The sequence below is a fragment of the Pedobacter sp. 05L430 genome, from assembly GCF_056397585.1.
This window is the reverse complement of the sequence record NZ_JBFTNT010000012.1, coordinates 1-15,560: the sequence shown is the minus strand read 5'-3', so window position 1 is coordinate 15,560 and position 15,560 is coordinate 1. Positions and strand designations below refer to the sequence as shown.

Below are 15,560 nucleotides of genomic sequence, written 5' to 3'. Positions count from 1 at the left end.
ACAGGATATGGCTTTTATTTATAAAAAGGGAATTTAACTACTTTGGCTTTAATTTTATTATTACGGATATTGATAAAAATCTCGGTTCCTTCTTTATCCATGCCTTTTGAAATGTATCCCATTCCTATTGCCTTTTGTAAAGACGGAGATTGAGTACCAGAAGTAACCTTACCTATTACGTTCCCTTCGGCATCCACTATTTCATAGTCATGACGAGGGATCCCCCTGTCAATCATTTCAAATCCTATTAGTTTACGCGCAATACCAGCTTCTTTTTGAGCTAATAAAGCATCAGAGTTGGTAAATTCCTTAGTGAATTTAGTGATCCATCCTAATCCTGCTTCAATTGGAGAGGTAGCGTCATCAATATCATTTCCGTATAAACAGAAACCCATTTCTAAACGCAAAGTATCACGGGCACCTAAGCCAATAGGTTTCATATTGAAAGGTTTACCTGCTTCAAAAATAGCATCCMAGATTTTATCGGCGTGTTCGTTATCAAAATAGATCTCAAAACCTCCGGCACCAGTATAACCAGTTGCAGAGATCACAACATTATCAACACCTGCAAATGTACCTTTTACGAAGTTGTAATATTCCATAGAAGCGAGATCAACATCAGTTAAACCTTGCAATGCTTCGGCCGCTTTAGGTCCTTGTATCGCAAGTAAAGATGTTTTATCAGAAATATTATGCATTTCTACACCTTTATCATTGAATTTCTGAATCCAGTTCCAGTCTTTATCTATGTTAGATGCATTAACAACCAGCATATAGGTTTTTTCATCTATACGATAAACCAACAAATCATCAACAATGCCTCCGTCTTCGTTTGGAAGGCAAGAGTATTGTACTTTTCCATCATAAAGTTTTGAAGCATCATTACTGGTAACACGTTGAATTAAGTCTAACGCATTCTCGCCCTTTAAAATAAATTCGCCCATATGGCTAACGTCAAAAACGCCAACGCCGTTTCTAACCACAGCATGTTCTGCATTTATACCGTCGTACTGAACTGGCATATTATAACCTGCAAATGGCACCATTTTAGCCCCTAAAGAGATGTGTTTATCTGTTAATGCGGTATTCTTCATATTATATATCTGTAAAAACGTGGGCAAAGGTATATAAAATTTAAGCACTTACTAACTTTTGGTAGATATTCAACATCCTTTTAGAGATGGAAAAAAAGTCGTGATCACGCTCTACCGTTTTTCTCGCATTTTCACCTATTTCACGCCATTTTTTAGGGTTGGTGATGCATTGCAGTATAGACCTGTAAAACTCGTCGGCAGTATTGGCTATAAGAATATCTTTACCATGTTCGCACTTGATTCCTTCGGCGGCCATGCTTGTTGCAATGATACATTTGCTCATGGCCATACCTTCGATAATTTTTACCCGCATCCCACTGCCAGACAACAGCGGAACTATCATAATCGCTTTAGAATTAATAAATTCTATTGCGTCAAAAATTTCACCTTCTACTACCAGGTTTTCAGAGTCATACTCAAAAAACTCTCTGGGCATGTTTTTTCCAGCGATATAAAATCGCAGCTCACTACTCAATTTTTCTATATCCGGCCATATTTCATCAAGAAACCATTCCAATCCCTCTTTATTTGGTCGCCAATCCATAGCCCCTAAATGAAACAACGTAGGAAAGCTGGTTTTAGAGGGGTCGGTAACATATTTTTTAAAGTCTAGTGCTACCGGAAAAACTTCAAGAGCTGTTTCACAACCAAACCGAAGAATACTTTGCCTGTCTTGCTCGCTTATAGCAAAAACCTGGTGAAACCTGTTCATCTGTTCGGTTTCATAAACCTTTAAACGACGCGCAAGAAATTGTAAATACATCCGTCTTGGTGTAAACTTTTCGGTTCTTGCAATACGCTCCCAAACATCAAACTCTATATTATGCGCCCTATAAACCACTTTGGCCTTACTATTCGCTTTAACAATATCCAGATAAGGCACCACAAACAGCCCCTCGAATTGAATAATATCAAATTCATTTTCCCTTAAAATATCTTCAAGCAGTTTAGCCGCCTCATCATCAAAATATCTTGAAACGTTATAAGACTGATTAGAGAAAACATTAAATAACGCTCCCCAAACATTAACCTCGGTATCCAAGCTAAAGGAATGGAATTTTATGCTGTCAAAAACAGGGTCATAAATATCATCCACATCAACTCTGTGTTTATTAGTGTTGATGCTAAATAAGGTTATTTCGAGGCCAAGTTGTAGCAACCCCTTAATAGTGTTATAAACTACTATGGGATATCCACTATTTGGCGGAAAGGGGACCCTATTTGTCAGAATTAATATTTTCAAATCACGTGAAAATACTAATTATCCTTCGTTTTCGGAAAATAGGGCCAGTTGCGGATTGCTAATTGTGAAAGTTTTACGGTGAAATGGCGACAAGCCGTGCTCTAAGGCAGCCATCCGATGTACTATTGTAGGATACCCTTTATTTTGATGCCACTGATAATGAGGATATTGGATCGATATATTTTCCATAAATTCATCTCTATGGGTTTTAGCAAGAATAGACGCTGCTGCAATATTTAAATATTTACCATCTCCTTTCACAATGCAGGTATGAGGAATGTTTGGGTATGCTTTGAAACGGTTTCCATCTATGCTCAGATATTCTGGCTTTATGGCTAACTTTTCTACTGCTCTATGCATTGCAAGAAAGGATGCATTGAGGATATTAATCTTATCTATTTCCAGGTGATCAACTTCTGCTACAGCCCAGGCAATTGCYTCCCTTTCTATAATTACCCTTAAATTACAACGCTGTTTATGAGTAAGCTTTTTAGAATCAGTTAACTCTCCGGCAATAAAATCAGGAGGTAAAATTACAGCAGCAGCAAATACTGGCCCTGCCAAACAACCTCTCCCTGCTTCATCACATCCGGCTTCTAATAATTCATTCTGGTAACAGTTCAATAGCATATTACAACAAAGTTAGTAAATTTAATAGTTGTGCCTATACAGAGATATTTTGCGACTTTACATCAAATGCATCTCTTAGTCCAATAGCTAATAAATTAAACGCATATACGGTAAGCATAATTGCAAGTCCAGGTAGAATAGCCAGATAGGCAGCATCCATAATAATATATCCGTAATGCTCCTTTATCATACCTCCCCAGCTAGCCATTGGAGGTTGTGCCCCAAAGCCTAAAAAGCTTAATCCTGTTTCTAAAAGTATTGCCGAAGCGAAATTCGCAGAAGCAACCACAAGTATTGGACCGGCAATATTAGGTAGGATGTGCTTTATGATGATTCTTGGAGTAGAATATCCAAGTGCTTTTGATGCTTCTACAAATTCTACCTCCTTTAATGCAATTACCTGTCCGCGTACCAAACGGGCAACATCTACCCAGGTAGATAACCCAACCGCTATAAATATTTGCCAGAATCCTTTACCGAGGGCAAACGAAATTGCAATGACCAGTAATAGGGATGGTAGCGACCAGATCACATTCATAAACCAGCTGATTGCAGCATCAGTTTTACCTCCAAAATAACCTGCCAAGGCCCCTAAACTAACTCCAATAAAAAGGGAAATAAGTACAGCCATTAACCCTACCGACAATGACACGCGAATTCCCAGGATCAATCTGCTTAACAGATCTCGTCCATAAACATCAGTGCCTAGCCAAAAAGTCTGCGTATAGCGGTTAGTACCTTTAACTAAAGGGAAACTTGTTTCCTCCGCTTGCTCATCATCGCCAATATATTCTCTTGCATAAACTTTGCCCTGGCTTTCACGGTAAGAAGTGATAGGTACACTCTTAAAGTCTGCCTCCTGGCCATAAAGCATCTTCTCAAAGAAATTAACTTTCCTAATGTTCTTGTTTTTACTGACAATTAAAAAATCAAAGGTTCTTCCTGGTTTTTTATTTGTAAGCTGAAGATGCATGGTATTCGCATTCGGGGTTTGATCAGGAGTAATTGCATAACCAAGAATACCCATAATGATAAGCGTAACAATAAATAACAACCCACCAAAGGCTAGTTTATTCTTTCTAAACCGTTTCCAGACTTTTCTTGAAGGGCTATTGTTTGCTTCCACTACTTTACCATTCTCCCTTTCCAGTTATATTTTCCGGAGTTGCCGGCAATACCAATATAAACGATGTATATCATGTGCAATATGTTTAACACAGGCAGCAGAAGCAATAATTTTCGCCTTCTTGCAAAACCAGTTACATCATATAAAAATAAGAATTCGACTATTATTTTTGCCAGTATTTGAAATACAGCCAATTTAAAATAGAACCCTATAAACAAACCAATACCCAGGTTCATAAGTACACTTAGGTTGAACAACCATATGCAAACACCAAGAACAATGATCGACTTGTTTTTGTATCTGGTGCTTTTTGAAGCCCAACGTTTCCTCTGCTGAATGAATTCCTTTAATGTGGGCTTCGCATGTGTATAAACGATAGCATCTCTATTCTTTAAAAATCCAACATTGTTATCAAAGCGAGCTGCTATTTTATGCAAAAGTAATTCATCATCACCAGAAGCGAGATCATCAATTCCTTTAAATCCACCTACTTCATAAAAGGCTTCCTTCTCATAGGCCAAATTGGCACCATTGCAGGTAGACGGTTGTTTGTTCCCTATGGTTGAAGCACCCAAGCCTATTAAATAAAGAAACTCCAGCGATTGTGCCCGCTCAAAGAAACTTTTTTCCTGAAAATAAGCAACAGGTGAGGAAATCATTTTATAATTTCCTGCCTCATAAAACTGGATTATCGTTTTTAACCAGTCTGGCCCCATTCTGCAATCAGCATCAGTAGTAATTATCAATGTACCGGTCGACTGTCCTATAGCTGTTTGTATCGCCTTTTTTTTATAGGAGTTTAAAGCTTGATCCTCATTAAGGCAAATTAATTTTACACCTCTGCTTGCATACGATCTTATAATTTCAGCGGTTCTGTCTGTAGAATGATCATCGATGAAGATAATTTCCGTGAGTTCCTTATTATAATTTTGAGCAAGCAGGTCATCAATAGTATTTGAAATATTTGTTTCTTCATTACGTGCGGCTACCAAAATGGACACCCTGGTTTTTCCTTCACCCTCAGAAGTCTTAAAATATATAAGGCTATGCCACCCTTTAATAAAGGCTATAACCACTATTACATATAAAATAGTTAAGAAAGAGGAGAGGTAACTAACTGCGCTGAATATTTCCAAAGAAATTAAGTTTAAAAACGAAATAAGTTCCTAATATAGCAGGAATTATAATATTTATTAGCCAGATACCAGCAGTGCACGCTATAACTGCAATATTCTGATCTGTTATGAAGCCAAAAAAGTATGATGCCGTAACACTCCTAACCCCTATATCAAAAAGATCAAGAGAAGGTAAAGTCGATTGCACAAAAAACAGAATACTCACCATCATCATGATATCAAGATAATGTAATTCAGGTATTAGCCAATAGAAAAGGATAAAGTATTGGGTACTAAACACAACGTATCTTGACAAGCAAAACAACAATATGTTTAGCAGCTCCCTTTTCTGATATCTTGCAAGAATCCCATAGAATCTTTTGTATTTACGTGTAAAACGCATGGACACCAAAATTCCATTTAACCATTTTATATTAAAATAAAAAATGATAAAAAACAAGCAGAACATTATTGAAAGGATTACCAGGGCATAAAACAAGCGGTAATCTATATTTACAAACTTGTAGATGAAAATACATAGTGCTATTGCGCCAAACACGTTGGTAAGTACCATTTGGCCTATATTCCCAACCGCCATGGCCACTACACCTACAATCCTTCTTTTAGGCGACAGGAAGAAGACCCGGCCACCATATTCTCCAATTCTGTTGGGTGTGAACACTGCCCAGGTTAATCCACAGAATACAGATTCAATAGATCTCCAAATGCTAATTTTCTCTATGCCTGAAACTAACCTTCTCCATTTTAGCGCTTCCAGCCCCCAGTTCAAAAGCATAAGAACAATAACCGTAGTCATCACCAGGATAATTTCTGATTCAGGAATTTGCTTTAATAAATTTTTAAATGAGTTTAAATTCTCATTATTTGACAGTTTGTTGTAAATGATCCAAAAGGCAAATACAACAATTGCTGTTTTAATAAAGTAGGAAAGTATTTTTTTGTACCGCGATGTCAACTTTTTTGTATTTACTATCTGCAAATATGCTTAATATTGTTTTATGTTGGCTGAAAAAAAGGAAAGGGTGATCATGGGTATAGACCCGGGAACTTCAATAATGGGATATGGAGTAGTGTTAGAGAAAGGAAGTAAAATTGAATTAATCACCATGGGGATCGTTAAAATGGATCATATGGACGATCACTTTTTGAAATTACAGCGCATTTTTGAAAAAACCATTCTCCTTTTGGATGAGTTTAAACCCGATGTTCTGGCACTTGAGGCTCCTTTTTATGGGAAAAACATTCAGGTTATGCTAAAATTAGGTCGGGCACAGGGTGTAGCAATGGCAGCTGCCCTATCCAGAAATATCCCCATTGCAGAATATGCACCCCGGAAAATCAAACAATCCATARCAGGCAACGGAAATACCAGTAAAGAACAGGTAGCCGCCATGTTACAGCGACTATTAAATTTTAAGGAAACACCCGAATTTCTAGATGCAACCGATGGTCTAGCTGTTGCTGTTTGCCATTCTTTTCAGAGGGTAAGCACCAGCGGAGCAGGTAAATCCTACTCCGGCTGGGAAGCATTTGCCAAAGACAATAAAAAACGTCTTAAGCAGTAACCTGATTTGCGTTAACTACTTTTCTTTTACGATAATATTTAAAGCCGAAATACGCTGCTGTTCCAATTAATATCCAAACCCATAAGTTCATTGCAACAAGTATAACTTCTTTAAAGATGTACCATCCGTTCTGAAAGCTTAATCCCAATCGGGTAAAGAAATTTGGACGATAGCTATACAAATCATCATTTCCAACAAGAATGCTCTTAACAGTATTGTTCTGATAAAAATTAAGGGTAATTGTACTGTACTGAACTTTACTRTCAATCATCAGATTCTCTATCTTTTTATCTACGTAATCATCTTTAAGAGATAGCGAGGTTTCTACATTATTACTTTTCTTATTGGCATGCTTATTAAGTTGTTCTACAGCCTCAACCCTATTTTCATTCTTTAATTTATTGCTCAAATAGACAATGCTTTGATCGTCCATTTTAAGCGATTGCTGATCTATAAAAACAGCAAACTTTGCTACTTTATTGGTGAACTCATCCAGCTTATCTGAAGGAACCTTTGCTATTATAAATCCTTCCGTGCGGTAGGAAGTAAGCTCCAATAATGAGTCTGTAGAATATTTTACCTTTTCTGTTTGTTGGATATTGCTTTGAACCGTGAACTCTGCAATGGTTCCTCCTTCGGCTTTTATTGCTGAGCTTAATTTCTCTTTCGTATTCTGAACGTCCTTAACCCTGAAACGCATATCTGCAGTCTTGATGATCTTTTCAGCTAGAAGTGAATCTGTTGCCTCCAGATTGGCACTTGCGGAGTCAGAATTTTCTAATTTTGAATCTTTATTACTGTTGCACGAAAACATGGCTATTGCGAATACACAATAGATTAAATATTTTTTCATAGTATTAATGATTAGGTTTTTTCCTTAATACCAAATATTAAATTAGGTAACCTAAAAATTTCAATAAATAAGATCAATTTTAATGTAAATCATATAAACGTTACAAAAAAAAACGTCCTCACCAGCTTTTGCTAATGAGGACGTTTCTAAAAAAATATTTTTATACTATGCGTCTAATATTTTGAATACACCTTTACAAGCGATTATAGAACCGATTAAAAGTATTGCCCATGAAATAATAGACAATGTGGTAGAGTCACCAGCAAAGCGTAAAAATACGCCCAAAATACCAACTAAAATCCCAACGGTCATCAACTTATAAATTGAGATCTCGTTAGCTCTTTTCATGCTTTCTGTATTGTGTTTTGGTGTCTGTTCCATTTTACTGTTTTTATGTACTGCGCAAAAATAATATTTTTTAAACTAATACAGCATATAACGCTGATCTTTTTATATCACTCAATTCTACCCATTCAAAGCAGCTGCACCACTTACAATTTCTGTAAGCTCTGTGGTAATTGCAGCCTGACGAGCCTGGTTGTACGAAAGCTTTAAAGCTTTCAACAAGTCGCCTGCATTTTCAGTTGCTTTATCCATTGATGTCATACGGGCACCATGTTCAGAAGCATGAGAATCCAATACAGCTTTGTATAATTGAATTTTAATTGACTTAGGAATTAACTGCTCAACTATTTCTTCCTGAGAAGGCTCTAAAATATAGTCTACGTTAGTAGATTTCTCTTCTGTAGCATCCTGGCCATTAGTTAATGGAATTAATTGTTCAGTAGTTAAAATTTGAACAGCAGCATTTTTAAATCTGTTGTATACCAGTTCAACTCTATCATACTCACCTTTGGCAAAGCCTACCATGATAGCATCAGTGATTTTGGTAACATTTTCGAAAGTAAGTTCAGAATACACCTCGTTATTGTTTCCAATTACGTTGTAGTTACGTTTCTCAAAGAAATCCTGAGATTTCTTACCTATAGCTACAATACTTACATTACCATTTTTCAACTGTTCGCTATACTTCTCGGCAATCAAATTATTAGTAGCTTTAATTACGTTCATATTAAACGCACCAGCTAAACCACGGTTAGAAGAAACCACAACGATCAAAACCTTGTTAGGTTCACGCTCTTGTATAAAAGGTGACGATGATCCCTCTAAACTAGCTGAAAGATTTCCTAAGATCTCTTTTAGCTTGGTAGCATAAGGACGTAACTGTATGATAGCATTAGTTGCACGCTTCAACTTAGCGGCCGAAACCATTTTCATGGCTTTGGTAATCTGCTGAGTAGATTGTACCGATGCTATTCGAATTCTTACTTCTTTTAAATTAGCCATTCTTCTTTATCTTCAGTTCAGCTTTATTAGTATTTACTTGAAAGCTCTTTAGCCACAGTTTCTAATACTCCAGTGATTGAATCATCAAACTTACCTGCTTTTAAAGCTTTTAACGTTTCTGGATGACGCAATTCTAATTGCTGTAAATATTCAGCTTCAAATTCTCTTACTTTATTTATAGGAACTGAACGCATTAAGTTTTTAGTACCGATATAAATGATAGCAACTTGTTTCTCAACAGTTACAGGAGAGAACTGACCTTGTTTCAAAATCTCAACGTTACGTGCACCTTTATCAAGAACTGATTTAGTAGCAGCATCTAGGTCTGAACCGAATTTAGAGAACGCCTCTAACTCACGGTACTGAGCCTGATCCAATTTTAATGTACCAGCAACTTTTTTCATTGACTTGATCTGAGCATTACCACCCACACGTGATACCGAGATACCTACGTTAATGGCCGGACGAATACCCGCATTGAACAAGTTACTTTCTAAGAAGATCTGACCATCAGTAATTGAAATTACGTTGGTAGGGATATATGCAGAAACGTCACCCGCTTGAGTTTCAATAATAGGCAATGCAGTTAATGAACCGCCACCTTTAACGATACCTTTTAACGATTCCGGTAAATCGTTCATCGCTTGTGCAATCTCATCATTCGAGTTGATCTTTGCAGCACGCTCTAACAAACGACTGTGAAGATAGAACACGTCACCTGGATAAGCCTCACGACCGGGTGGACGACGTAATAACAATGACACCTCACGGTATGCAACAGCTTGTTTAGATAAATCATCATAAACAATTAAAGCTGGTCTTCCAGTATCACGGAAAAACTCACCTATTGCTGCACCTGAGAAAGGAGCATAGAACTGCAATGGAGCAGGTTCAGCAGCAGAAGCAGCAACAACTACTGTATATGGCATTGCACCGTTCTCTTCAAGAGTACGAACAATGTTTGCTACAGTACTTGCTTTCTGACCGCAAGCTACATATATACAGAATACAGGATTACCTGCTTCATAAAATTCTTTTTGGTTGATAATGGTATCAATACATACGGCTGTTTTACCAATCTGACGATCACCAATAACAAGCTCACGCTGACCACGACCAATAGGAATCATCCCATCGATAGCTTTAATACCAGTTTGTAAAGGCTCAGTTACCGGCTGGCGATAAATTACACCTGGTGCTTTACGCTCAATCGGCATTTCGTAAGTTTCACCTAAAATAGGTCCTTTACCGTCGATTGGCTCACCAAGCGTATTAACAACACGTCCCAGCATACCTTCACCAACTTTAATAGAGGCAATTTTCTTAGTACGTTTAATAGTATCACCCTCTTTGATTTTGTCTGAAGGGCCCAATAGAACCACACCAACATTATCTTCTTCAAGGTTCAAAACAATACCTTGCAAGCCGGTTTCAAATTCAACTAATTCGCCCGATTGAACTTTAGTTAAACCATAAACACGGGCAATACCATCACCCACCTGCAATACGGTGCCAACTTCTTCAAGTTCTGCTTCTGATTTGAAGCCCGCCAATTGTTGCCTGATAATTGCCGATACTTCGTCTGGTCTTACCTCTACCATAATTTTATATTATTTCTTTTGTAAATTCAGTATTTATTATCTCTTATTATTTCATCTCAGGATTAAACAATTCCCTGAGCAAATTCCTTTTTAAGTTTATTTAAACCACTTGAAATACTTGCATCAAATTGTTTATCTCCAACTTTTAAAATAAAGCCGCCAATTAATTTGTCATTAACTTTTTCTTTAACAACAACTTCATTCGCACCTATTTCCTTTTTAACAATAGCTACAATTTCAGCTCTGCTTGCAGGTGTAAGTTCAACAGCTGACGTTACATCTGCAGTAACAATACCTTTAATAAAGTTGTATTGAGCAATAAAAGCTTTTGCTGTACCAAATAAAATAGCAGAACGACCTTTGCTTACAACCAATTTCATAAAGACTTTTGTAACCTGATGAACCTTAGAACCAAATATGTTTTCTAAAATCCCTGCTTTTTTATCTAAAGGAACTATAGGGTTTTTAAGGATAGCTTCTAATTCAGAATTATCATTAATTACTCGTTCTAAAAGAACCATATCATTTTTGATTTCTTCCAAAGCATTTTGCTCTGTAGAAAGATCTATTAATGATTTGGCGTATCTCGATGCTGCTTTATTTTCTGACATTTTCTTTGGTATATCTAGCTAAACAAACTATCAATTAGTTTAATTCAACATCTTTTAAAAGATTAGCAACTAAATCCTGCTGTTTTGCTTTATCTTCAAGCTGGCTACGTAATACACGCTCAGCAATCTCTAAAGATAAAGTTGAAACCTGACTCTTAAGTTCTGCTAAAGCAGCTTTCTTCTGATTTTCAATTTCAATTTTAGCTTTCTCGATTAGCTTAGTACCTTCATTATGAGCTTGTGTTTTAGCTTCATGAACAATACTATCTTTAAGGGCTTTAGCCTCTTTTAAGATATGGTCGCGCTCAGCACGGGCTTCTTTCATCAACTCCTCGTTCTGAGCAGTTAAACGAGCCATCTCATGTTTCGCAAGTTCAGCTTTATTTAAAGCCTCATCAATTGATTGCTCACGTTCATGAATAGCAGCAAGAATGGGTTTCCATGCAAATTTCTTAAGCAATATTAATAAGCAAACAAATGCGACTGCTGTCCAAAAAACTAATCCTATGGTAGGGGTTACTAATTCCATTTTATATAATACTTTTAAACTTATTCTACTTTATTAAGGCAGGTAAATAACCAATCGTTAAATACCTGCCTAAACTTTTTCAGTTTGAGTTATTAAACACCTAAGCCTAATAATGCAACTACCACACCGAATAAAGCAGCACCCTCAATAAGGGCAGCAGCGATAATCATTGCAGTCTGAATTTTTGATGCAGCTTCTGGCTGACGAGCAATACCTTCCATTGCTTTTCCACCTACCTGACCGATACCGATACCGGCACCAATTACTGCTAAACCGGCACCTATCGCCGCGATTGAACCTACCATAACTAATTTAATTTATATAATTTGTAAAAAATAGTTTCTAATTAATGATGCTCTTCTACTGCCATACCAATAAACAAAGCAGTAAGTAATGTAAATATAAAGGCTTGTAAAAATGCAACCAGTAATTCTAATACATCCATAAACAATACGAAAGCAACAGATACCGGCGCAATAGCCAATGTTTTAAAAATAAATATCAATGAGATCAAACTCAACACAATAATGTGGCCTGCAGTAATGTTAGCAAACAAACGAACCATTAATGCAAAGGGTTTAGAAATCACACCTACAACCTCAACTACAACCATAAGCGGCCATAACCAGAAAGGTACGTTAGGTAAAAAGATGTGCTTCCAGTAATATTTGTTACCATTGATATTCACAATGATCATGGTAAACAATGAAAGAACAAATGTTAACGAGATGTTACCAGTTACATTAGCGCCCCCTGGGAAAATAGGAATTAAACCTAAAACGTTATTAATCCAGATAAAGAAAAACACGGTTAACAGATAAGGCATAAACTTAGCGTGCTTATGTCCGATATTCGGCTTAGCTATATCATCTCTTACGAAAATAATGATTGGCTCAACAAACGACTGCAAACCTTTAGGTGCTTTACCAACACGTTTTTTATATGCACCGGCAACCGATATAAATATGATCAGAATAACTGCTATTGCAACAAACATTGCAGCAACATTCTTGGTGATAGAAAAATCAAGAATTTTAGATGAAGCTGCTTCATCCACCTGACCATCGGCTCCAACAATTTTAATCTTGTCTTCAACCAAACGATAAGTGTTTTTAGATCCGGTATAATCATGCTCACCATGATGAAAGTTACCAGAAGAGAAAAATTCTACACCAGCTGGAGTGTATAATATTACAGGAAGAGGAACTGAAAGGTGACCCCAAAGATGCCACATATGCGAATCCGCAATGTGTTCCATAATTACCTTGGTTGGTTCAAATTTCTTCTCACCATGTTCGGCACCATGAGCACCTTCAACATGAGCCGCAGTTACGGCAGTATCAGCAGAAACAACTGCAGTATCCCCTTGAGCAAAAACCCTAGACGAAACCGACAGAAACGCTAAAAAAAGCGTAAAAACAACAATTAACCTTTTCACTTTAAACTCAAAAACGTGGCTACAATCCATTTAGTCGCAGATTTTTACTATTTATTTTGGTGGCGCAAGTTACGTAACAAAGAGTATATTTCAAAGAAGCTGAACAATAAATATAAAGAAAAAAAATTCAGCACAAAAATCAGCCCCTTTTCCTTAGCATTTAGGCTGTAAATCAGCACAAAAGCCAAAGAAAAAAACATTTTCACGGCGATAGACCCCATAATGGCCATTATTCCAACTTCAGGATTACGTTTAAGGCCTAAATCAGCACAGAAATAAGCGATGTAGGTGATAATGGCAAAGAAGAAATATACCAGCCAAAATTTGCTGGTCAAAATCCGGGTATCAGGAAAAACAACTGGCAACAGATAGGCTATACCAGCCAAAACAATACAATAAAGTAAATAGGAAACGGTAAAACGTGCTAGGCTCAAAATCTATATTTTTTACAAAAGTAGGTATTTACCTCGGCTTAAAATAATCGACTTTAGTTTTTATTCAACTGTTTTACAACCTGATACATAGCTGCCCCAACCCCAATTAAACTAAATATAGCCGTAATAATACGCGTTTTACTCCCTCTGTATTCATCAATTTTATAGCCTATAAATGCAAAAACCCCTATTGTTGCAAGCATTTGAAAACTAATTGAAGAGTATTTAGCAAATGTCTTTAAGCCTTTTTTCTTTTCCTCAGGATCTACCATAAACTGATATATTTAAATAAAATGGGTTTTGTTAAGAAGTTATTGATGAATAAAATACTTTTGTATATATTTTGTTTTTATTAAGCATCAACTTAATCTATATTTTTTGAAAAATTACGCGATCTACAATTTAAAGATAATATTATTTAGCTTATGCCTCTGCATAATATATTCCTGCAGCTCTCAAAAAGATACCGCTTCGAGCAGAGGTATGCAGAACTTAACTGCTCGCTATAATTATATCTATAACGCTAAAGTTCTCTTAATAAATCACCAACAGGAAATTACCGAAACCTATGTTGATAATTACGACCAGATACTCCCGGTTTATTTAGGCCCGGAAACGGATAACAATGAGGTAAGCACCTCCCTGAACCTAAAACCAATGGATGATATTATTAAAAAAGCCCAAACCATCATCCTTGAAAAAAGCTACAGCAACTATATTGACGATGCTTATATATTGTTAGGGAAAGCCAACTTTTTTAATGGCAACTATTTTAACGCTACAGAATATTTTGATTATACCGCTAAAACTTACAAAGGCAATGTAAACAGCCAATTGGAAGCACTCAATTGGAAAGCGCGAAGCCTTATGCAGCTAAAAAGAATCAGTGAGGCCAATAAAGTATTAGACTCACTCGAATCTATCCTTCCGGATATTAAAAAGAAAAGCAACCTTGCCGAACCATTTGCTACACTTGCCCAAATGTGTATTTATCTGGACAACAATGCAGCCGCCATTTCCTATTTAAAAGATGCAATTAAAGCTGGTACTGGAACTGATAACAGAATACGTTGGACCTATATACTTGCTCAGCTTTATGAGCGACAAAAAAATTATCCTGATGCATTAATAAACTATAGAAAAGTAGTAAAAAGTAACGCTCCTTTCGAAATGTATTTCAACGCTAATCTTAATCAGATTAAGCTAAGAACACTTCAGGGAGGCCCACAAAAAGCAAATAAACAGGATCAATTGCTTAGGCTCTTAAAGGACGACAAAAACCTTGATTACAATGATCAGGTATATTTTCAAATCGCAGAAAGCCATGCTGCAGATGAAGAATACACTGAAGCATTAAAATACTATCAGTTATCTATTCAAAAAAGCACTACAAACCAATATCAAAAAGGTCTTAGCTATTTAAGAATCGCCGATTTAAACTTCAAAGTTTTTAAAGATTACCTTAAAGCCAAATCCTATTATGACAGCACGGTTAATACCCTTCCTAAAAATTACCCGGGATACGAGCTTATTCTTAAGAAAAACCAAAACCTGCAATACTTAACCAACAGGTATCAAATTATAAGCGTCGAAGATACCTTACAAAGCATTGCAAAATTGCCAGAGGCAGACAGGGCTGCAAAAATACAACAGCTTGCAACTCCCGTAGCCACAACTCAGCAGTCTGCAAACACCAATTCAGCTTCAACAGCAGGTTACCAACCAAACTATGGCCGTAACAACACTGCCCAGCTACAAAGCTCTTTTTATTTTAGCAATCCAGCTGCAGTAAGTATAGGATTTTCAGACTTTAAAAGAAAATGGGGAAATAGAAAGTTAGAGAACAACTGGCGTCAAAGCATTAGAACCTCGGCYCAGGAAACTTCACAGGAAATTGCGAATAACATTAATACCTCAACTGAGCCCGACGAAGCCGCTCCCGTTGTTAAAGAC

Annotated in this window: 18 protein-coding genes; 2 read left to right on the top strand and 16 right to left on the bottom strand. The window is 36.7% G+C overall.

Annotated features, from left to right (window positions below; all coding sequences use genetic code 11):
- Positions 1–14 precede the first annotated feature (14 nt).
- Genes gcvT through AC1DG9_RS04940 form a run of 6 tightly spaced genes read right to left on the bottom strand, consistent with a single transcriptional unit; the run spans position 15 to position 6,184 of the window.
- Positions 15–1,094: a glycine cleavage system aminomethyltransferase GcvT gene (gcvT, locus tag AC1DG9_RS04965; RefSeq protein ID WP_477634364.1), complete on the bottom strand. Its 1,080-nt coding sequence runs from the start codon at positions 1,092–1,094 to the stop codon at positions 15–17.
- A gap of 40 nt (positions 1,095–1,134) precedes the next feature.
- On the bottom strand, positions 1,135–2,337 hold the full coding sequence (locus AC1DG9_RS04960) for a glycosyltransferase family 4 protein (RefSeq protein ID WP_172661657.1): 1,203 nt from the start codon (positions 2,335–2,337) through the stop codon (positions 1,135–1,137).
- A gap of 18 nt (positions 2,338–2,355) precedes the next feature.
- Positions 2,356–2,967: a ribonuclease HII gene (locus AC1DG9_RS04955; protein WP_172661658.1), complete on the bottom strand. Its 612-nt coding sequence runs from the start codon at positions 2,965–2,967 to the stop codon at positions 2,356–2,358.
- Between the two features lie 34 nt (positions 2,968–3,001).
- The gene (locus AC1DG9_RS04950) at positions 3,002–4,093 is read right to left on the bottom strand and encodes an ABC transporter permease (protein WP_288881827.1); all 1,092 of its coding nucleotides are present in this window, start codon (positions 4,091–4,093) and stop codon (positions 3,002–3,004) included.
- Positions 4,093–5,229, bottom strand: a complete 1,137-nt coding sequence (locus AC1DG9_RS04945) for a glycosyltransferase family 2 protein (protein WP_288881824.1) — start codon at positions 5,227–5,229, stop codon at positions 4,093–4,095. The genes AC1DG9_RS04950 and AC1DG9_RS04945 overlap by 1 nt, the downstream gene beginning before the upstream one ends.
- The gene (locus AC1DG9_RS04940) at positions 5,207–6,184 is read right to left on the bottom strand and encodes a hypothetical protein (protein WP_172661661.1); all 978 of its coding nucleotides are present in this window, start codon (positions 6,182–6,184) and stop codon (positions 5,207–5,209) included. The genes AC1DG9_RS04945 and AC1DG9_RS04940 overlap by 23 nt, the downstream gene beginning before the upstream one ends.
- Positions 6,185–6,227: 43 nt before the next feature.
- Here AC1DG9_RS04940 and ruvC point away from each other — a divergent pair, with 43 nt between their 5' ends.
- On the top strand, positions 6,228–6,794 hold the full coding sequence (ruvC, locus tag AC1DG9_RS04935; RefSeq protein ID WP_477634363.1) for a crossover junction endodeoxyribonuclease RuvC: 567 nt from the start codon (positions 6,228–6,230) through the stop codon (positions 6,792–6,794).
- Here ruvC and AC1DG9_RS04930 read toward each other — a convergent pair.
- From AC1DG9_RS04930 to AC1DG9_RS04885, 10 genes are all read right to left on the bottom strand, one after another.
- The gene (locus tag AC1DG9_RS04930) at positions 6,784–7,647 is read right to left on the bottom strand and encodes a DUF4349 domain-containing protein (protein WP_337717327.1); all 864 of its coding nucleotides are present in this window, start codon (positions 7,645–7,647) and stop codon (positions 6,784–6,786) included. The two genes, ruvC and AC1DG9_RS04930, sit on opposite strands and share 11 nt — an antisense overlap.
- A gap of 165 nt (positions 7,648–7,812) precedes the next feature.
- Positions 7,813–8,028, bottom strand: a complete 216-nt coding sequence (locus AC1DG9_RS04925; RefSeq protein ID WP_172661664.1) for a hypothetical protein — start codon at positions 8,026–8,028, stop codon at positions 7,813–7,815.
- A gap of 84 nt (positions 8,029–8,112) precedes the next feature.
- The gene (gene atpG, locus AC1DG9_RS04920; RefSeq protein ID WP_172661665.1) at positions 8,113–8,994 is read right to left on the bottom strand and encodes an ATP synthase F1 subunit gamma; all 882 of its coding nucleotides are present in this window, start codon (positions 8,992–8,994) and stop codon (positions 8,113–8,115) included.
- Positions 8,995–9,020: 26 nt separating this feature from the next.
- Positions 9,021–10,595 (bottom strand): F0F1 ATP synthase subunit alpha, encoded by a 1,575-nt coding sequence (gene atpA / locus AC1DG9_RS04915; RefSeq protein ID WP_172661666.1) that lies wholly within the window; start codon positions 10,593–10,595, stop codon positions 9,021–9,023.
- A 62-nt stretch (positions 10,596–10,657) separates the two neighbouring features.
- Positions 10,658–11,206, bottom strand: coding sequence for an ATP synthase F1 subunit delta (gene atpH / locus AC1DG9_RS04910; protein WP_172661667.1), 549 nt, complete (start codon positions 11,204–11,206; stop codon positions 10,658–10,660).
- A 34-nt stretch (positions 11,207–11,240) separates the two neighbouring features.
- A complete protein-coding gene (locus tag AC1DG9_RS04905) occupies positions 11,241–11,735 on the bottom strand; it encodes a F0F1 ATP synthase subunit B (protein WP_172661668.1) in 495 nt (164 codons plus the stop codon).
- A 92-nt stretch (positions 11,736–11,827) separates the two neighbouring features.
- On the bottom strand, positions 11,828–12,040 hold the full coding sequence (gene atpE, locus AC1DG9_RS04900) for an ATP synthase F0 subunit C (RefSeq protein ID WP_048907663.1): 213 nt from the start codon (positions 12,038–12,040) through the stop codon (positions 11,828–11,830).
- A gap of 41 nt (positions 12,041–12,081) precedes the next feature.
- Positions 12,082–13,203 carry a F0F1 ATP synthase subunit A gene (atpB, locus tag AC1DG9_RS04895; protein WP_172661669.1) on the bottom strand — a complete coding sequence of 374 codons (1,122 nt, stop codon included), beginning with the start codon at positions 13,201–13,203 and terminating at the stop codon, positions 12,082–12,084.
- A 17-nt stretch (positions 13,204–13,220) separates the two neighbouring features.
- The gene (locus AC1DG9_RS04890) at positions 13,221–13,607 is read right to left on the bottom strand and encodes a hypothetical protein (protein ID WP_172661670.1); all 387 of its coding nucleotides are present in this window, start codon (positions 13,605–13,607) and stop codon (positions 13,221–13,223) included.
- Positions 13,608–13,660: 53 nt separating this feature from the next.
- Entirely contained in the window at positions 13,661–13,879 is a 219-nt protein-coding gene (locus tag AC1DG9_RS04885; protein WP_172661671.1) for an AtpZ/AtpI family protein, read from the bottom strand.
- Positions 13,880–14,090: 211 nt separating this feature from the next.
- Here AC1DG9_RS04885 and porW point away from each other — a divergent pair.
- The coding region (gene porW, locus AC1DG9_RS04880) for a type IX secretion system periplasmic lipoprotein PorW/SprE (RefSeq protein WP_477634362.1) at positions 14,091–15,560 on the top strand (1,470 nt) is incomplete at its 3' end.

Bases quoted from the DNA above. Each gene is read 5' to 3' on its own strand.
- AC1DG9_RS04925 (WP_172661664.1), bottom strand. From the start codon at position 8,028: ATGGAACAGACACCAAAACACAATACAGAAAGCATGAAAAGAGCTAAC.
- atpG (WP_172661665.1), bottom strand. From the start codon at position 8,994: ATGGCTAATTTAAAAGAAGTAAGAATTCGAATAGCATCGGTACAATCT.
- atpA (WP_172661666.1), bottom strand. From the start codon at position 10,595: ATGGTAGAGGTAAGACCAGACGAAGTATCGGCAATTATCAGGCAACAA.
- atpH (WP_172661667.1), bottom strand. From the start codon at position 11,206: ATGTCAGAAAATAAAGCAGCATCGAGATACGCCAAATCATTAATAGAT.
- AC1DG9_RS04905 (WP_172661668.1), bottom strand. From the start codon at position 11,735: ATGGAATTAGTAACCCCTACCATAGGATTAGTTTTTTGGACAGCAGTC.
- atpE (WP_048907663.1), bottom strand. From the start codon at position 12,040: ATGGTAGGTTCAATCGCGGCGATAGGTGCCGGTTTAGCAGTAATTGGT.
- atpB (WP_172661669.1), bottom strand. From the start codon at position 13,203: ATGGATTGTAGCCACGTTTTTGAGTTTAAAGTGAAAAGGTTAATTGTT.
- AC1DG9_RS04885 (WP_172661671.1), bottom strand. From the start codon at position 13,879: ATGGTAGATCCTGAGGAAAAGAAAAAAGGCTTAAAGACATTTGCTAAA.